Annotated in this window: 13 protein-coding genes and 1 other annotated feature; of the genes, 2 read left to right on the top strand and 11 right to left on the bottom strand. The window is 36.7% G+C overall.

Going from position 1 to position 16,568, the window contains the following annotated elements:
• Positions 1-38: 38 nt before the first annotated feature.
• Positions 39-2,690 carry a valine--tRNA ligase gene (locus GH741_RS09690; protein ID WP_153736600.1) on the bottom strand — a complete coding sequence of 884 codons (2,652 nt, stop codon included), beginning with the start codon at positions 2,688-2,690 and terminating at the stop codon, positions 39-41.
• Positions 2,691-2,804: 114 nt separating this feature from the next.
• Positions 2,805-3,043 (bottom strand) — a binding site (T-box leader).
• 130 nt (positions 3,044-3,173) lie between these two features.
• On the opposite strand from GH741_RS09690, the gene GH741_RS09685 reads away from it, so the two are divergent.
• Entirely contained in the window at positions 3,174-3,362 is a 189-nt protein-coding gene (locus GH741_RS09685) for a hypothetical protein (RefSeq protein ID WP_153736599.1), read from the top strand.
• Here GH741_RS09685 and GH741_RS09680 read toward each other — a convergent pair.
• The 8 genes from GH741_RS09680 to hemA all read right to left on the bottom strand — a co-directional run bounded on the left by GH741_RS09680 (position 3,359) and on the right by hemA (position 12,727).
• Positions 3,359-4,381 (bottom strand): protein kinase family protein, encoded by a 1,023-nt coding sequence (locus GH741_RS09680; RefSeq protein ID WP_153736598.1) that lies wholly within the window; start codon positions 4,379-4,381, stop codon positions 3,359-3,361. The genes GH741_RS09685 and GH741_RS09680 overlap by 4 nt on opposite strands.
• 97 nt (positions 4,382-4,478) lie before the next feature.
• Positions 4,479-5,588, bottom strand: coding sequence for a stage VI sporulation protein D (spoVID, locus tag GH741_RS09675; RefSeq protein WP_153736597.1), 1,110 nt, complete (start codon positions 5,586-5,588; stop codon positions 4,479-4,481).
• A gap of 902 nt (positions 5,589-6,490) precedes the next feature.
• Positions 6,491-7,777, bottom strand: coding sequence for a glutamate-1-semialdehyde 2,1-aminomutase (gene hemL, locus GH741_RS09670; protein WP_153736596.1), 1,287 nt, complete (start codon positions 7,775-7,777; stop codon positions 6,491-6,493).
• 4 nt (positions 7,778-7,781) lie between these two features.
• A complete protein-coding gene (hemB, locus tag GH741_RS09665) occupies positions 7,782-8,765 on the bottom strand; it encodes a porphobilinogen synthase (protein ID WP_153736595.1) in 984 nt (327 codons plus the stop codon).
• 9 nt (positions 8,766-8,774) lie between these two features.
• Positions 8,775-9,563 (bottom strand): uroporphyrinogen-III synthase, encoded by a 789-nt coding sequence (locus GH741_RS09660; RefSeq protein WP_153736594.1) that lies wholly within the window; start codon positions 9,561-9,563, stop codon positions 8,775-8,777.
• Positions 9,563-10,492 carry a hydroxymethylbilane synthase gene (gene hemC / locus GH741_RS09655; RefSeq protein ID WP_153736593.1) on the bottom strand — a complete coding sequence of 310 codons (930 nt, stop codon included), beginning with the start codon at positions 10,490-10,492 and terminating at the stop codon, positions 9,563-9,565. The genes GH741_RS09660 and hemC overlap by 1 nt, the downstream gene beginning before the upstream one ends.
• A 30-nt stretch (positions 10,493-10,522) precedes the next feature.
• Entirely contained in the window at positions 10,523-11,338 is an 816-nt protein-coding gene (ccsA, locus tag GH741_RS09650; RefSeq protein WP_153736592.1) for a cytochrome c biogenesis protein CcsA, read from the bottom strand.
• 15 nt (positions 11,339-11,353) lie between these two features.
• Entirely contained in the window at positions 11,354-12,727 is a 1,374-nt protein-coding gene (gene hemA / locus GH741_RS09645; protein ID WP_153736591.1) for a glutamyl-tRNA reductase, read from the bottom strand.
• Between the two features lie 267 nt (positions 12,728-12,994).
• Here hemA and GH741_RS09640 point away from each other — a divergent pair, with 267 nt between their 5' ends.
• Positions 12,995-13,477, top strand: coding sequence for a LiaI-LiaF-like domain-containing protein (locus tag GH741_RS09640; RefSeq protein WP_153736590.1), 483 nt, complete (start codon positions 12,995-12,997; stop codon positions 13,475-13,477).
• Between the two features lie 63 nt (positions 13,478-13,540).
• On the opposite strand, the gene yihA is transcribed toward GH741_RS09640, so the two are convergent.
• Together yihA and lon are read right to left on the bottom strand one after the other, a co-directional pair.
• The gene (gene yihA / locus GH741_RS09635) at positions 13,541-14,146 is read right to left on the bottom strand and encodes a ribosome biogenesis GTP-binding protein YihA/YsxC (RefSeq protein ID WP_153736589.1); all 606 of its coding nucleotides are present in this window, start codon (positions 14,144-14,146) and stop codon (positions 13,541-13,543) included.
• Positions 14,133-16,466: an endopeptidase La gene (gene lon / locus GH741_RS09630; protein WP_153736588.1), complete on the bottom strand. Its 2,334-nt coding sequence runs from the start codon at positions 16,464-16,466 to the stop codon at positions 14,133-14,135. The genes yihA and lon overlap by 14 nt, the downstream gene beginning before the upstream one ends.
• Between the last annotated feature and the right edge of the window lie 102 nt (positions 16,467-16,568).

Raw genomic sequence — 16,568 nt, 5'->3', positions numbered from 1 at the left:
ATGGAATCTAAATAGATTCCATTTTTTTAATATTAAATTTAGGATTGAAGTTCTTTAATTCTCGCTTCAACCTTCGTACGTTTTTCTATATAGTCTTGTTGTTTTTGTTTTTCTTCTTCAACAACCTGTTCCGGTGCCTTTTTAACAAAACCTTCGTTAGATAGCTTTTTCTCGACACGTTCTACTTCTTTGTTTAATTTATCTAATTCACTGTTCAGGCGTGCAATTTCTTTGTCTACATCAATTAATCCTTCTAGTGGCAAGTACAAGTCAGCACCAGTAATAACTGCTGACATCGCCTTTTCGGGTGCATTAACCGCTGTTGAGATTATTAATTCACTAGTATTACAGAAACGCTCTAAATACAATCGATTTTGTTCTAACTGACCTTCAATTTGCTCATCTTTTGCCTGGATCATCAGTTGAACCTGCTTTGACATTGGCGTATCAACTTCAGCTCGAATATTACGTACAGCTCGAATAATTGCCATTAATCGTTTCATCTCTTCAGCTGCTGTTTCATCATGTAATTCTGCTTTAATCTCTGGCCATGCTGCTTGCGTAATCGATTCTCCTTGATGTGGTAGCTGTTGCCATATTTCCTCTGTAACAAAAGGCATAAATGGATGTAACATACGCATTGTATGATCTAGTACATGAGCAAGGATTGACCTTGTCGTATGTTTAGCTTTTTCATCTTCTCCATACAATGGTAGCTTCGCCATTTCAATATACCAATCACAGAATTCATCCCAAATAAAGTTATATAAATGTCTGCCAGCCTCACCAAATTCATACTTATCAACGTTTTTATTCACTTGATCAATCGTTTCGTTTAACCTGGTCAGTATCCACTTATCTGCAACTGACTTTCGACCAGTTAAATCTATATCTTGATAACTTAAATTGTCTAGGTTCATTAACACGAAACGTGACGCATTCCATATTTTGTTTATAAAATTCCAGGTGGATTCTACTTTTTCCCATTGGAATCTCAGATCTTGACCAGGAGTCGAACCTGTAGATAGGAAATATCTTAATGAATCTGCTCCATATTTATCAATTACTTCCATCGGATCGACACCATTGCCAAGTGATTTACTCATTTTTCGACCATCTGCATCACGAACCAAGCCGTGAATTAATACATCTTCAAACGGACGTTGATCATTAAATTCTTTTGATTGAAAAATCATCCGGGAAACCCAGAAGAAAATGATGTCGTAACCAGTTACAAGTACATTAGTCGGGAAAAAGTGCTTGAAATCCTCATTCTCAGTATCCGGCCAATTTAACGTAGAGAAAGGCCATAACGCTGAAGAGAACCACGTATCTAACACATCATTGTCTTGTTCCCAGTTCTCTTCGTCCTCCGGTGCTTCTTTTCCTACATACATCTCTCCAGTCTCTTTATGATACCAAGCTGGAATTCGATGACCCCACCATAGTTGACGGGAAATACACCAATCACGAATATTCTCCATCCAATTTAAATAGGTCCGTTCAAAGCGTTGAGGTACAAAGTTTACCTTTTCATCTGATGATTGCTTTTGCAGCTCAATAGCCTCATCTGCTAAAGGTTGCATGTTTACAAACCATTGTGTTGAGAGATACGGTTCTACTACCGCTCCACTTCGCTCGGAATGACCAACAGAATGCATGTGTTCTTCGATCTTAAACAATACTCCCTTATCTTGAAGGTCCTTTACTATTTGTGTGCGACACTCAAAACGGTCCATTCCTTGGTATTTTTCGGCATTTTCATTCATCGTACCATCTTCATTCATTACCAAAACGCGTTCAAGTTTATGTCGATTACCAATTTCAAAGTCATTCGGGTCATGGGCTGGTGTAATCTTAACAGCGCCTGAACCGAATTCCATATCCACGTAGTCATCTGCAACTATTTCTATTTCACGTCCAACAATTGGCAAGACAACTTTTTCACCGATTAAGTGCTTATAACGATCATCATCAGGATGAACGGCAACGGCTGTGTCTCCGAGCATTGTCTCTGGACGAGTGGTAGCAACTTCGATATGACCAGAACCATTCTTTAAAGGATATTTCATATGATAGAAGTGACCTTTTACTTCCTCATGAATAACTTCAATATCTGAAAGAGCGGTCTTTGTTGCAGGATCCCAGTTAATAATATACTCACCACGATAAATGAGCCCCTTATTATAAAGCGTTACAAACACTTCACGGACAGCTTCAGAAAGCCCTTCATCTAAGGTGAAACGCTCACGCGAGTAATCTAAACCTAACCCAATTTTGGACCATTGTTCTCGAATGAACTCAGCATATTCTTCTTTCCAATCCCAAGCTTTTTCCAAGAACTTTTCTCTGCCTAGGTCATACTTAGATTGTCCCTGTTCTTTTAGTTTTGCTTCGACCTTAGCCTGAGTCGCAATACCAGCATGGTCCATACCAGGCAAATAAAGTACATCATAGCCTTGCATTCGTTTGATACGAGTAATAATGTCTTGTAATGTAGTATCCCAAGCGTGCCCAATGTGCAATCTTCCTGTTACATTCGGGGGTGGGATTACAATTGTAAACGGCTTTTTGCTTTTGTCACCTTTTGCTTCAAAAAACTTACCATCTAACCAATATTTGTAACGATCCTTTTCAACAGCAGTTGGATCATACTTTGGTGGCAATGAAATTTCTTTATTTTCATCCATGTTTACTTCCTCCTTTGTTTAAGTAGCAATAGCACCCTGACAATTGATTTCTCATTTAATATCCAAGAAGCCTTACCCTTCAATAAAAAACAATATAAAAAATCCCCTTCATCCATAAAGGACGAAAAGGATTTATTTCCGTGGTACCACCTTCGTTTGCATACACTTCTACTCATTCATGTATGCACACTTCATTCATTAACGGTTCATCACCGGCTTCTCCTACTTACTTTTGTTCAAAGAAGCTGCGTCAGAGGTGACTTTCTAATGCAAATAATCCTAGGAATCTTCCAGCTAACGATTCCCTCTCTATCAGGTATTTGCAAAATACTCTTCCTCTTCACTGCATTTATTCGTGTTATTTATACTAGCTATTTTATCCAAAATAACACAAATAAGTCAACAAATTTATTTATTTTTTCTATGCACCATTGAATAGGTTGATTACATATGATACACCAAAAGACTAGAAGGGGTGAAAATATGGCAAGATATTATCGTTATCGACTTCCCCCATGGGCAAGATATTGGCTACTCGTTATAGAACGAGCAACATTACCAATTGTAATTTTCCAATTAGTACGGACACTTTTTTTTCCAACTACCTTCGATATTCTTCTGTTAGGGATTTTTATTGGGATTTTCTTTGCATTCTATTTCCAGTATATCTAACTTTCCGATTCCTGTTGTTGTTCTATAATTTTCTGCCTCGTTTCATGTAGACTATTTTGAAAAGTTAATCCCTGCATTAGACGTCGATATCCATGTTCTAATAATCTAACTTGAAATGGATGTACGCTTTTTAGCCTATTTTGATCGTAGCTTTCAATTAGGTTTAAGTAACTGTAAGGATTTATAAGATAAATAGCTAATAAGCTTCTCTCACTTTGTAGCAGTGGATTATATTGTTCATAAATTGGAAATGAATTTGCGAGGTGTTCTAAATAACTATCATGATATCTTAGCTCATGAAAAAAATAGATTGCTAAATCTCGGATTGAATTTCCATGAAAAGAGTGCTCCCAATTAATTAAATAGGTAGTACCATTGTGATAAACTTGATGGGAAGAACGAAGGTTTCCATGACAAAGTGATGAATAGCTGACACCATCTTTAATAAGATCTTCCAAATAGTAATCATACCAGTAATCAATATTCTTAAAGACCTGCTCTAAATCACGGTACTGCATACAAACTCTTAATTCGAACGGTGACATGTAGCGACGGCGTTCAAATTTTTCTACAAAACTGGTTAATTTGCCTTTATAAGTCGCTACTCTTTCTTTTTCTTGTGGTATAAGTTGTTCAACCTGGTCAGTTCGTAAGCTTATTTCCTTTTTGGTTTTATGATGAATACTTCCAATTGTTTGGTAAAGTGATTCAACCTCATACTTCGGTTCGTCACTTTGTCTTCTTTCCTTCCACGGTGTTAAATAATAAATTTCATTATTGTATTTATGAACTATGTCCCCTTTAACAGTCATATATACTGGCAGAATTGAAGTAAGATGATGTTCATTTGATAAATGATACACATTTTTCCAGTTATCAATAGAATTTTCATTTAGACTAGATCTTTTCAAGGCAAACGAATAATTGTGACTTTGAATCTTATATAATCGATTAGAAATTTCTGTGATTTCTGTTGGCACAATTTGATAGGCTTCTAATATTCTCCTTACATTTGTCATCAATTAACCACTCCAACAGCTTCCAAATTTAGATTGAGCAATACAAACATACTACAAAATCCCTTGTCACTCACGTGGCAAGGGATTTGTAGTCTTACTATTTAACCTTTGCATTCTTATTTGGTATATATAAAATTTGTCCTTCTGATAATTGGTCATCCTCTAACCTGTTTGTTTTGGAGATATTAAGTGCCGATATATTATATTTTTCTGCAAGGGAGCTCAATGTATCAGATTCTTGGACGATACACATCTTCATACTTGAAAATCGGTCTTCATCATCATCCTCAAATATGTTCATCAAGTAAGTAGTGTCCTGTTGGACTCTTTCTTCTCTCGATGATTCATAGTCATCTTCTGATTCTTCCTTTGAATAGGAAGAAAATGATACTATACTTGAAGATTCCATTGATTCAGCAACATCTTCTACTTTTTCTGCTTTCTTAGGTTTATCCATACTACCAAAAAACTCAGACAATGATTGTGATTTTTTGTTTTTCCATCTTTCTTTTTCTGTGTTTTTAGAATCTTTTTTCCCTGATTTCACTTCTTCATGTTCATCTCTTTTAACTTCTACTTTATTTTCTTCTTCTTTTTCTTTAAGGTCGAATTCAAAAGTTTCATCAATCTCTACCTCTGGTTCTGGTTCTTCAACTAAAGGCTCTTCATAGATGATCTCTTCTTCCTCTTCGCGCTCAGATTCGTCTATGTCATCAACATCATCATAACTTTTCCCCGGTTCCTGATATTCTTCCGTAGGTTCTGTACGATCCTCCACCACACCATGAATAGCAATAACCGCATTAAGCTTTAATTGACTGTTTTCTGGCAGTTCATAGTCAAATGACTCAATACCTACCATGACGTCATCTAATGAATCAATTCGGTACTTTGGAATAGAAACCTCCACAGGAAAGTTATGGAAAAATTCATTTACTCCATCCTCATAGCTTTCTACCCTGTCAACAAACCGTTGAGAAGGATGGTCACGTAAAGAAAGAACTTCCTCTTCTGCACTTTCCCTTACCTGAAAATATTCTCCTTTCAATTCAATAACGCCTCTAATAGATATAAAATCATCAAACTCTTGAATTGAAATTTCAGGTTCTAGAGATATCCCCATTATTTCGTCAACTTCCTGTCCCTTTTCAAACCATAAAGATTCACTTAGATCAAAAGTGAAAACTGACTGATCACCATTTGCCAACACTAATTCCTCCCCTCAGAATCACATGCAATCGTACATTACCCTCACATTTCAGATATATGAAATTATTATAGAATTATGCATTTAATACCTTATTGACCCTAGATTTTATAGATGGCCTTATATGAACTTATGAATTATATGACAGAATAGAAGCAAATACTTATTATCTTAATCCATATAAAAAATGAGCCACCACAAAAATATCATGACAGATATTTTTGTGGTGGCTCATAACGAGTCATTATTTTAAGCTTATTTGTTTTAATTTTTCGCAGTGGATGTAAAATGCAAAGTAACTGATAGTTGATTTCTACATTCTGTATATAATCGGCTCTGCTATACACCGTTTCGGCAGAATACTTTGCTTTCCGTGGGCACGACCTCAGCCTCCTCAGAATCAAAGAACGATTCTTCCGGGGTCTTCGGAACGCGCTGTTCCCACAGGAGTCTACGTATTCTGCCTACACTAGTAATCGTGTTCTGATTTGCGATAATAAAACCCATAATCAAGTTTCACGTATTTCTCCAATTGAAAGGGAGCGTTTTTCTCCAACTTAGAAAAGCTTTCTGTTAAAGTAAGAAAAATACCAATAACGTTGAATACTACTTCTCAATGAAATTTTAGTGTATTTCCTTCGTTCTACGCTATACAGTAATCTGTTTGTGCAACTACACTTATGATAGTTGATTGGAGCGGAGGGCAGTCGACTCCTGCCGGAACAGCACGCGTCTGAAGACCCCGCAGTGGCGGTTTTCCACGAGGAGGCTGAAGCCGTGCCGGCGGAAAGCGACTGCCCGGAGCGCAAATCAACATAGCAGTCGATTAAGGAAAAATGTAAAAAGTTACTGCGCAATCTATAGATTTTGTGTCAATAACAACAATCTTTTGGAAAACAGCCTTATTTTAATTTAGAAAAGGCTGTTTTTGCTGCTTCGATTGTTTTCTCAATATCCTCATCTGAATGGGCTGTTGATAAAAAGATACCTTCAAATTGAGACGGAGGTAAGAAAATACCTTCCTCAATCATAGAACGGTAGTAACTTGCAAAATGGTCTAAATTAGATCTGCTTGCCGACTCGAAGTTTTCAACCTGTTCATCAGTGAAGAAGAAGCCAACCATAGATCCTGCTCGGTTAACCTGCAAAGGAATGTTGTGCTCTTTAGCAGCCTGCTGATAACCATCTATAAGTCGATCAACTTTTCTATTAATTTGTTGATATGCCTCTTGGTTCATTGCAACCAATGTTTCATATCCAGCAGTCATAGCTAGAGGATTACCTGACAATGTTCCTGCTTGATAAATATCTCCGGCTGGTGCAATCCTTTCCATAATCTCGCGCTTACCACCGTAAGCCCCAACTGGTAGTCCACCACCAATTACTTTACCAAGGCAAGTAATATCTGGCGTTACTCCAAAATGACCTTGAGCACAATTGTAGCCAACACGAAATCCGGTCATTACTTCATCAAAAATTAAGAGTGTTCCATTTTCTTCGGTAATATCTCTTAAGTTTTGTAAGAAGTCATCCTTTGGAGGTACAACACCCATGTTTCCAGATACTGGCTCGATAATTACAGCTGCTAATTCATCACCAAATTGTTCAAAAGCATAACGAACACTCTCTATGTCGTTATAAGGGACTGTAATCGTATTTTGAGCAATTGCCTCTGGAACACCGGGGCTATCAGGCAATCCTAATGTAGCGACACCTGATCCTGCTTTAATTAATAACGAATCGCCATGGCCATGATAGTTGCCCTCAAATTTTAATATTTTATCTCTACCTGTGTATCCACGAGCCAATCGTAATGCACTCATAGTTGCTTCTGTACCTGAGTTAACCATACGTACCATTTCTATCGAAGGAACCCGTTCTAATACAAGATTGGCTAACTTATTTTCAGCTAAGGTAGGTGCACCGAAACTTGTCCCATTTTCGGTAACTTCCTTTAATTTAGTTACTACACGTTCATCGGCGTGACCTAAAATCAGTGGTCCCCAACTCAATACATAATCTATATATTCATTTCCGTCGATATCGTATATTTTGGATCCTTTACCACGTTCCATAAAAATAGGGCTCATTCCAACGGATTTAAATGCTCTAACTGGGCTATTGACCCCACCTGGCATCAAATTTACAGCTTCCTTGTAAGCATCTATTGAATTAGTAAAATTTCGCATAGATTCACTCCCCTTCTTCTATCCATTTAGCAGCATCTTTCGCAAAATAAGTAATGATTAAATCAGCACCAGCGCGTTTCATTGAAGTTAATTGTTCAAGTACAATCGTTTTTTCATCAATCCAGCCATTTTGTGCTGCAGCTTTAACCATTGCATATTCTCCACTTACATTATAAGCAACTAATGGTGCATTAAAACGCTCTTTAACATCACGGATAATATCTAGATACGAAAGGGCGGGTTTTACGATTAAAAAGTCTGCACCCTCGCTGATATCTGACGCTGCTTCACGAAATGCTTCTAAACGATTTGCCGGATCCATTTGATATGATTTACGATCCCCAAATTGTGGTGCTCCCTCAGCCGCCTCTCGAAATGGACCATAGTGAGAGGATGCATATTTAACTGAATAGGACATAATTGGGATATCTGCAAACCCAGCTTTATCAAGTCCTTTTCGAATCGTAGCCACAAACCCATCCATCATGTTGGATGGAGCAATAATGTCTGCACCCGCTTTCGCTTGAGATATTGCAGTTTGCACATGTAACTCTAGTGATTGATCATTATGTACATCTCCATCGTGAATCACGCCACAATGACCATGAGAAGTATACTCACAAAGACATGTATCAGCAACTGTAATTATCTCTGGAAACTCATTTTTTATTTTTCTTAACGCCTCTTGGACAATGCCGGTTTCACAATAGGCCTGTGTACCAACGTCATCCTTTTGTTTTGGGATGCCAAATAGTAATACAGAACGAATGCCTAGCTTCACCAATTCCTGTAATTGTTCTGTTAAATGGTCTAAAGAAACTTGATAGACTCCCGGCATAGAAGAGACCTCTTTTTTTACATTTTCCCCTTCAACTATAAACATAGGATATATGAGATCATCTTTAGATAAAGTCGTTTCTCTTACTAGTGCTCTCATACTTGAAGTTCTTCGCAGCCTACGGTGACGCTTAAAAGATAACTCTTCCATATTTTCACCTTATCCTTTCATCAAAAAGTAATTAGTTAGTTCAACAGTCATTCCCTCAATTGTGAACACATCAGGAACAAGTATATGCTTAAACCCTTCTTCTATCGCTTTGTTTTCTGTAGTAGTTCCTATACAAACACAGAGCCCTGTCATTTTAATTGACTTAACTCTTTCCTCATGAACTTTTGTTAATTCAAGAAAGGCATCTATTGTGGAAGGACTCGTGAATGTGTATGCATCAGGGATATCATTCTCTATGTATTCAAGAAGTTGTTGCCTGGATTCTTCATTTAATAGCGTATCATAAATGACTATTTTTCGAAAAAATACGTGATTTTGTTCTAACTCTCTTGGTATATCATCGTTTGAGCGATTACCACTAAATAGTATTATTCTTTCTTTTTGAGAATATTGTTGAAGGAATTCTTGAACCATTTGACGCCCTTGAAAATTTTCCGGTTGAAAATCTGCCTTAAATCCAAATTCACGTAGCATGTCATTGGTTTTTTTCCCTACTACTGCAGTGTTCAGTTTATCTATGACAGAATGGCTTAGACCCCAATAGTCCAATTGATTGAAAAAAAACTTCACGCCATTGGCACTTGTAAAAAACACCCATGTGAAATCGTGAAGTTTAGTGAAAATTTTCTTGTTTTCATACAGTATTCTGGGCTTGAAGCTAAGTAAAGGTGCAACTAAAGGAATTGCACTCTCTTCTTTTAATTTTTCTATAAATGCTGTAGCCTGATCCTCACTTCGTGTAACAAGGATCTTTTTTCCAGCTAACGGGCTAGCCATTACTGGTCTAGCTCCTCTCTTGCATCATCAACAATCTTCTGTGCACCTTGTTCCTTAAGACGATTTGCTGCTTCTTCTCCGACCGATACAGGATCTGTTCCACGAGTTACTTCCTTAAGAATAGTACTGCCGTCAGAAGTTGCTACTAAAGCTGTCAAAACAACTTCATTTCCCTCCAAATAGGCGTAGCCACCAATTGGGATTTGACACCCTCCATTAAGCAAGTGCAAGAAGGTACGCTCTGCAGTAACTGTTCGAGTTGTCTTTTCATCGCTAATTTTTTGCAACAATTCAATTAGTTCAGCATCATCTTCTCTACATTCAATAGCCAAAGCTCCTTGACCTACAGCTGGTACACAAATCTCTGGTTCAAGATACTCTGTCACTATCTCGTCTCCCCAACCCATACGTATTAATCCAGCAGCAGCAAGAACAATAGCATCATAATTTTCTTCTTTTAATTTTCTTAAGCGTGTTTCAATGTTACCTCTGATCCATTTTATCTCTAGATCTGGGCGTTCCGCTAATACTTGAGCTCCACGTCTAAGACTACTTGTACCTACAATTGACCCTTTTGGCAAATCTTTAAGTAGGACATTGTTATTAGATACTAAAGCATCTCTATGGTCCTCTCTTACAGGAATAGTACCAATAGTTAGTCCTTTTGCAACTTCTGCGGGCATATCCTTCATACTATGAACAGCCATATCTATTTCTTTATCATACATAGCCTGCTCAATTTCTTTTACAAACAACCCTTTACCTCCAACTTTTGAAAGAGTAACATCAAGAATTTTGTCGCCTTTAGTAACAATCTTCTTAATTTCAAATTCATAGGGTGCTCCAGCTTGTTTAAGTTGTTCGATAACCCATTCAGTTTGTGTAATTGCTAAATTACTTTTTCGTGATCCAATCACAATTTTTCTCATATTGTATGTCCTCCTAATGGTGGGATGTCGTTAAAAGTGAAAACTTGATAGTGTACTGAACAGCAAAAAGTTAACTAGTAAAAATAAGAACGCCGCGGTATTATATAGTGCAATTGATCTTCCTTGATAATTCTTCCCCAACCTCAACAACAAATAAACAACATAAACAAAAAGGACTACAAACGAACCAATTGTTTTAATATCATACCAATAAAACTCTGCGCCTGAAGAGTAAGCCCAAACAACACCTAAAATAACAGAAAGTAATAGTGCTGGAGTGGCAATAGTTATAAACAGAAAAGCTAAATCATCTAATCTCTTTAAGTCTCCTAATCGTTTCAGCCATTTATAACCTTTCTTCTTTTTTAACAGTTGATACTGCAATAAATACATGAAAGAAAATATAAATGAGAGCGTAAATAAACCATATGAGACTAAAGCAAGTGCTATATGTGCAATTAACAATTCACTGACTAATTGAACACCTATCACATCATTACCTTCTACCTTTGCAGTTATGTGCAATAACATAATGAGAAATCCTAATAAATTAGTAAAAAACACTAAAAAATCAATTTTAAAGAATCGATTAATTAACAATGAAAAAGTGACCAAGATCCAGGCATAAAAGTATAGTCCATCATAAACATTTAACACCGGAAAATTCATCTTAGCGAAAATTTGATATAGCAATAAAAGGGTTTGTAATATCCAAACCAAGCTAAGTAACCAGAAGGCAGTGGTGTTCGCCTTCCGGTTACGTTGAACAAAATCAATAAAATATCCAACTACACTCGTGCCATATATAATTAAGATGAGTTCATACAGCCATTTTATCTCAAGCATAACAATAGCCTTTCATTAGTGAGTGGATACTTTTTTAATAGTAGATGTAGATAAGGACACTTCTTTACTTTTTTCGAAGTTAATAATTTTAGTTGTATCCTGTTTACTTAGCTCTTCTTTTACAATATCTTCTATGCCGAATATACGCATAAACAATTGCAGGGATTCATCAGCATTTGGTTCTACTGCTAATTCCTTTGCCTGTAATATTGGTTGCTTAAGCAACTGATTTATTATACTTTTTGTATGTTTGCTTAATACTTTTCTCTCACGGTCCGTTAGGTTAGGCATTTTTCTTTCGATGCTCTCCATTGTTTCTGCTTGTATTGTTAAAGCATGATCTCTTAGGGCTGAAATTACAGGTACAACTCCCAGAGTCTGCAACCATGCTTTGAAAAGGACAATCTCTTCTTCAATCATAATTTCTATCTCTTCTGATGCTTGCTGACGTTCTGCTAGGTTTGCGTCGACAATTCCCTGTAAATCATCGATATCATACAAAAAGACACTCTCTAGATCACTAAGTCTTGGATCAAGATCTCTTGGAACAGCAATATCCACAAGAAAAAGAGGGCGACCCTTTCTTTGTTTGTGAACAGGTGCTAGTACATCTTTCGTTAACACATAATCATTGGAACCAGTAGAGCTAATCAATATATCTGCTTCACGTAAAATATCAATTAAATCTTCTGTTGATTTAGCTTCACCGTTAAACTGTTCAGCTACGGTTTGGGCCTTTTCCAATGTCCGATTTACTACGGTTACTTTTTCTACCCCGGAACCTTTTAAATTCTTAGCAGCTAATTCACCCATCTTACCAGCACCAAGTATAACCACATGTTTATTTAACAGGTCTCCAAATATTTTTTTAGCTAATTCTACAGCTGCATAACTAACAGAAACTGCGTTGTTACCAATCTCAGTTTCTTTATGTGCACGCTTCGCTAAAGTAATTGCTTGTTTAAATAACTCATTATAAACAGTTCCGGTAGTTCCACTTTTTTGGGCTAATAAAAAAGCTTGTTTCATCTGACCTAAAATTTGGGTTTCACCAACTACCATCGAGTCCAGTCCACTAGTTACTCTAAAAAGGTGTTCAATTGCGCCATCAGTTTCATATATGGCAAGGTGTGGAGAGAAAACCTCCTTATCCATATTAAACCAATTAGCTAAAAATTGTTTAATGTAATACCGTCCTGTATGCAACTGGTCAACGACCGCATAGATTTCCGTACGGTTGCATGTAGAAATAATCACATTTTCTAAAATACTTTTTTGGTTATTTAAATGTTGCATTGCTTCTGCAACTTTATCATCTTGAAAAGTTAATTTCTCCCTAATTTCAACAGGGGTGGTTCTATAGTTTATACCGACCACTAATATATGCATAATATCTACCCCCAAAAAAAACATCAAGCTAGATTTGTAACATGTCCAATTGTAACATGTAATTAGTTTCATTTTCTTGCTTAAATATGAACAGACTATGAATTCTTTTTAAAATATGAACAGATTGTGAAATAATTTTACAACTATGATAATATAATGAATATAAGTGCTTCTAGTCATTTAATCTTTATGTACTTTATCATAATCAATTAATATAATCAAGAAATCGCTACTAGTTAATAATCATTATAATGTATGGAGGTGCAAATGAAAAGACAAAACGTGTTTATCGGATTTTTACTTGTAGGAATCGGTGCCTACTTCCTATTACGACAACTTCAATTTCCAATACTTACAGACTTCTACTCCTGGCCAAGTTTACTGATAATTATTGGAGTAGCTTTTTTATCTCATGGTTATATTTCCAATGATTACAAAAATTTATTCCCAGGAACAATAATTCTTGGTTTAGGTATCCATTTTCATGGCCTGAACCACTACTCTTTTTGGATTGATCATTGGGGTATTTACACCTTAATTATTGCGATTGCTTTTTTTATTCGCTTTCAGAAATCTAAGTCTGGATTGTTTCCCGGCCTAATATTACTAGTTATATCCATTTTTGCAATTTTTGTCCCCGATAAGCCTAGCTGGTTTAACTGGATTGATCAAGCTATAGCCTCAATCATAAACTTTTGGCCCATCGTTCTAATTGTAGTTGGTGGATACATGTTATTTAACAAAAAATAGCAACTGCAGATTTTGCAGTTGCTATTTTTTTTATTATTAGGATTATGGCAGTCAGATAAAAATTTAGTTGTTTTCTTTTTTCCAGTTAATAAAGTGTTCTATCGCTTTCCAAGCTTTTTCTTTACCCTCAGCTGTTTCAGAAGAAAAAGGGATTACTACATCCCCATCCTCCAATTCCAGTACTTTCATTGTCCGTCGCATATGACTTTCTCGCTTGTTTTTTGCAACCTTATCTAGCTTAGTTGCTATGACAACAACAGGCAATTCATAGTGCTTAAAAAAATTATACATGGTAATGTCATCAGCAGTGGGATCATGTCGAATATCTACAATCAGAGCAGCCGCCTTTAGATTTTTGCGTTCAACAAAATATTCCTCCAGCATCTTCCCCCATGCTTCACGTTCTTTCTTTGATACCTTAGCGTAACCGTAACCTGGAACATCAACAAAATAGAAAACGTCGTTAATTTTGTAAAAGTTTAACGTTTGAGTTTTCCCCGGTTTTGAAGAAGTTCTTGCAAGATTCTTTCTATTAATCATCTTATTAATAAATGATGACTTACCGACATTTGATCTGCCAGCCAGTGCAATTTCTGGTAATAATGGATCATTTGGATATTGCTTTTGCGATACTGCACTAATTACTATTTCCGCACTAGTTACTTTCATGTTTTTCCCCCGCTAACGCATGCTCTAACACTTGATCTAAGTGTTGAACTGGAATAAAAGTTAAGTCGTTTCTTACACTTTCCGGTATATCCTCCAAGTCTTTTTCATTATCAGCAGGTATAATTATCTTAGTTATTCCTGCTCGATGAGCACTCAGTGATTTCTCTTTTAACCCACCAATTGGTAACACTCTACCCCTCAACGTTATTTCGCCTGTCATTCCAACTTCTTTCCTAACAGGACGTCCTGTTAAAGCGGAAACAAGAGCAGTTGCCATTGTTATCCCCGCCGACGGACCATCCTTAGGTGTTGCACCCTCAGGAACATGGATATGGATATCATTCTTTTCATGGAAATCAGGATCGATATTCAGTTCCATCGCCCTAGATCTAATATAACTAAAGGCAGCTTGAGCAGACTCTTTCATAACGTCTCCAAGTTTACCGGTTAATGTTAATTTCCCCTTACCCGGATACAAAGAAACCTCTATAGATAGTGTATCACCACCAGCTGCAGTATAAGCAAGTCCAGTTGCAGCACCAACCTGATCTTCTTCTTCCATCATACCGTAACGAAATCTTGGTTTTCCAAGCATAGCTTCCAATTGTTTTTCAGTAATTACTACACGCTTCTTATTATCAGATACAATGGTCTTTGCAGCTTTCCTACAAATGGATGCTAATTGCCGCTCTAACCCACGGACACCAGCTTCCCTTGTGTACATTCTAATTAATTTAAGTAATGCATCATCTCGTAATTGTAATTGACCTTTAGTTAATCCATTTTCCTTTATTTGTTTCGTTAATAAATGGTCCTTTGCAATGTGTAATTTCTCTACCTCGGTATAACCTGCGATAGAAATTACTTCCATTCGATCCAATAAAGGACCAGGAATTGACCCCAAATTATTGGCAGTAGCAATAAACATCACCTTTGATAAATCGTATGTTTCTTCAATATAGTGATCACTGAAAGAATTATTTTGCTCTGGATCTAGAACTTCGAGCATCGCTGAGGACGGATCACCGCGAAAGTCACTTGCCATTTTATCAAGTTCATCTAGTAAAAATACAGGGTTAATTGTCTCAGCTTTTTTCATACCTTGCATCATTCTACCTGGCATTGCACCTACATATGTTCTTCGGTGTCCTCTAATTTCAGCCTCATCTCTAACACCGCCAAGAGACACTCGAACAAAATTCCGGTTTATTGCCCGGGCAATAGATTTAGCTAAAGAGGTTTTTCCGACACCTGGTGGCCCTACTAAACATAGAATTGGACCTTTCAAAGATTGAGTTAATTTTTGTACAGCAAGGTATTCCAATACTCGTTCTTTTACTTTTTCTAGACCGTAGTGGTCTTCATCGAGTATTTTTTCGGCATGATTAATGTCTAAATTATCTTCTGTTTCTTTCGACCATGGAAGAGAAGCAAGCCAATCAATATAATTCCTAATCACGGAGCTTTCAGCAGAACTCTGTGGTACTTTCTCATATCGATCAAGTTCTTTATTTGCAACCTTCATTATTCTTTCTGGCATATCAGCTTTCTCAAGTTTTTCTTTAAGTTGAGCAACCTCACCCGTCTTACCATCCTTGTCCCCTAACTCCTTTTGAATCGCCTTCATTTGTTCCCTTAGATAATACTCTTTTTGCGTTTTTTCCATTGATTTCTTTACACGTTGACCAATCTTTCTTTCTAGACTCAATACTTCTCTTTCATTACTAATAAAATTGATTAGCTGTTGAAGGCGTTTCTTAATATCCTCCGTTTCCAACAACTCTTGCTTGTCCTTAATTTTCAAGGACAAATGAGAGGTAATAATATCCGCAAGTCGCCCTGGTTCTTCGATATCAGCAACTGTAGCCAACGTTTCTTGACTGACCTTTTTAGATACCTTTATGTACTGTTCAAATTGTTCTAATAGAGATCTCATTAAAGCATCTTCTTCGTTTTTGGTCCCATGAACATCCTTAAACTCTTGTACCTCTACTAAAAATTGGTCCTTTTCTTCTATGAATTGGATAATTTCACCACGATATATTCCTTCAACAAGAACTCTAATGGTTCCATTGGGTAACTTGAGCATTTGCTTTACTTTTGCCATTGTTCCGATTCTGTATATGTCTTTTGCATCTGGTTCATCAACAGAACTTTCTCTTTGGGCAGCTAAAAAGATATTATGATCCTCCATCATTGCTCTTTCTAGTGCATTCACCGATTTATCACGGCCAACATCTAGGTGTAACACCATAGATGGAAATACTAAAATACCTCTTAGTGGAAGGAGGGGGATTTGTACTTTATTGGTTTCTGTCATTTGTTGCACCTCCGCAATTTTACATTTATATTTGCATTCGACTCTGTCAAAATAATTCCTATCACTTAAATGTAATTAGAAATAAAATGAAGTATAACTTTT

This window comes from Aquibacillus halophilus (assembly GCF_009649745.1).
GTDB classification, from domain to species: Bacteria; Bacillota; Bacilli; order Bacillales; family Amphibacillaceae; genus Aquibacillus; species Aquibacillus halophilus.
This window is presented reverse-complemented; position numbering and strand designations above follow the sequence as displayed.